General features: G+C 46.2%; 1 protein-coding gene and 1 pseudogene. Both read right to left on the bottom strand.

What is annotated here, in order from left to right; translation table 11 throughout:
- On the bottom strand, positions 1-323 hold a 323-nt coding region (locus JMF90_RS33335; protein ID WP_201326020.1), incomplete at its 3' end, for a response regulator.
- Positions 320-2,475, bottom strand: a pseudogene (locus JMF90_RS33330) (hypothetical protein); the annotation flags it as partial. The gene JMF90_RS33335 and the pseudogene JMF90_RS33330, both read right to left, overlap by 4 nt.

The raw sequence follows: 2,475 nt of genomic DNA, 5'->3' as shown, positions 1-2,475 counted from the left end.
CTCATTTCATCTTCGCCCTCACCAAAATGCTCTAGTTGTGTGATTACTACTACTCTTGTGGAAATATCTCGAAGGCGCAATTTTCTCATTAAATCGTAACCCCCCAGTGGTCGATTTCGTCCTTCTCTAACGTTCGGTCCTCGATCAAACGTAGGGAGGTTCATGTCCAGCAGAACTATATCCGGGCAAGTGGTCTCAATTGCCTTCAGGCCAGTCTGAAAGCTTCCATATAGTCTTATCGAGGCATCAGTAAAATGTTCTTGCAGATAAGCGCATATTAGATCGGCTTTTAGTTGATTGTCCTCGATGACATAGATTTTCATGCTGTCTCTCCCACGTCACCCAGTCGGAAAGTTGTCGTAAATTGTCTGTCGTCGGTAACGGATAGATTCAATGAATGAGATTTTCGTAGATCAAATTCAGCGATCCGCCATACTTTTGATAATCCTGAGCCACCCTCCTTTCGTGCTAGTCGCAGGGCGGAGTCGCGGCTATATCGAGCCATTGCCGCTTCAGCCTGAGCTCTTCTTTCGATCAGGTCGATCGACTCTGATAAAGAGTTAGTAATTTCTATCACGACATACGAGTTTTCCCGTCGAGCAGATACTTTCGTTTCGGGAACGAAATCCTCGTAACCTGAATGAAGAAGAACATTTTGAAGAAGAATGAAAAGTATTTCGCAGATGCCATCGAGCATGAAGCCTGGCAGTTTACCTTGGACATCCACATTCAATATAGGAACAATCTCGTATCCAACATAGCAGTTTGCAATCTGACGAAGTGCAACATGGGCGGCGATATCAAATTCAAACGGTTCTCTAATCAAATCAGTTGGCCGACGAAACCATTCGCTTACAACGTCCACGGCAGCGTCATACTGAGTGCGCGCGCGCGCGATTGCATCCGTGAGGGGGAGGAGTCGTTCGCGACTTATCTTTTCTTCGAGATTTTGGATAAGTGCGGTGAATGCTGATTCGACATGGCTGCGTGCGGAGGTGCCTAGTTCCAATCTAATTTCTTCCATAGAAGAATCGGCGAGTGCCCAGCATTTTGCAACTAAGCGATCCGCAACTTCGTCGAGTGTGGTTTCGCTATTGATGGTATTACTAATCTCCGCAAGTGAATCAGGCTCAACAAATAATGCGAACATGCCGTCGGGTGTTGGACTGCTTTTTATCCGAAGTCGACGTTCGAGATAAGTCGAGATCATTTCTTCCACCCGCGTAGTGAATCTCACCAAACATCGCCTTACGTGATCTATCTCCGTCTCGACTAAATGACTAAGTCGTCTCATCGTCAATTCAGGAATGTAGTGAGCCTTGTTTCGAGTCCTGCAAAGCAGACCTTCCGTTGCGAGGGGACCTCTTAAGTGACCTTCAAAAGCTCCATGCCGTATTGTCGTGCTCAAATGCGTATCTAAACCGTAAGCGGGACTATAGGCAAATTGGCTCGCTACCTCCAGGTACATCGTATGGAAGAGTCCTTCCAATTCGGATGTTGGTAATTTAAAATCACGAAACTCTAATAATCCTTGGGTATGGATCATCTCTTCAATGCGCTTGGAGAGTTTCTGAGCTTGATAGGTCAGCGCGGGAGAATTTTGAAGTTCCTTATAACGTGCTAGGCTGTCCGTTAGCGAAGCTTCGAAAGCATTGCGAATTCCGACTTCGTCAACGAATATCTTGCTCGTCTGAACTTTCTTTAATAATAGTGCGACATTCAAATCTCGGGTAATTATTCTAATTTCATCCTGATACGAGGCGGAGTTGTGTGCGTCGATTTTTAGGAGGTGTTGGCAGATTGCAATGCGCTCGCTCTCTACGTCATCCATGCTCTCAAATGCCGTGCAGTCATCGAGAATTCTTGTAGTGCAGACGTTTCGAAGGAAATATATGAAGCGTGATTTTGAGCAAAAATCAGGTTTGTTAAATAAGTCGGTTGGTCGATTTGCTCTTTGCTGGCCGATGACGTTTTCATAGATATCCGATAGTTCCCGATCCCATCGAGGATGCACATGCTTTGACAATATTTGCAGTAAGATGGAGAGATCTAGGGATGAAAGTAAAGCGGACTCGTCCAAGCATTTTTTTGCCAATTCCGCGAGCGGTAATTGTAGCGGCAAAGATTCACCTGCGACCGCTTGATCAACGATTAGTGCGAGGCATTGCGCATAACACTTGGCTGTGTAAAGCGCCTTGAATAAATACGTTTTACCCGTCATGGCAACATACGATATTTCACTTGCGGCGCATCGGGTGTATTTTTCAATCGCAAATTTAAAATCGGATGCACGAAAGGCTATGTGGCCTTCGTAAGCATCCTTTCTGTATGTGGGAAGCGCTGGAGGGAGCGTGTGGGTGCCCTCTGCGCTAGAAGAGAGGGCGACGCGAAGAAGCATCGCTGGCGATTTGGGGCATGCCGCAGCGAGCGTTTTTGTCCATTCTTTATCGTTTGATATTGCTGCGTATACAGCTG

Origin of the sequence: Burkholderia sp. E168m23 (assembly GCF_016586125.1) — a bacterium.
Classification (GTDB): Bacteria; Pseudomonadota; Gammaproteobacteria; order Burkholderiales; family Burkholderiaceae; genus Burkholderia; species Burkholderia orbicola.
This window is presented reverse-complemented; position numbering and strand designations above follow the sequence as displayed.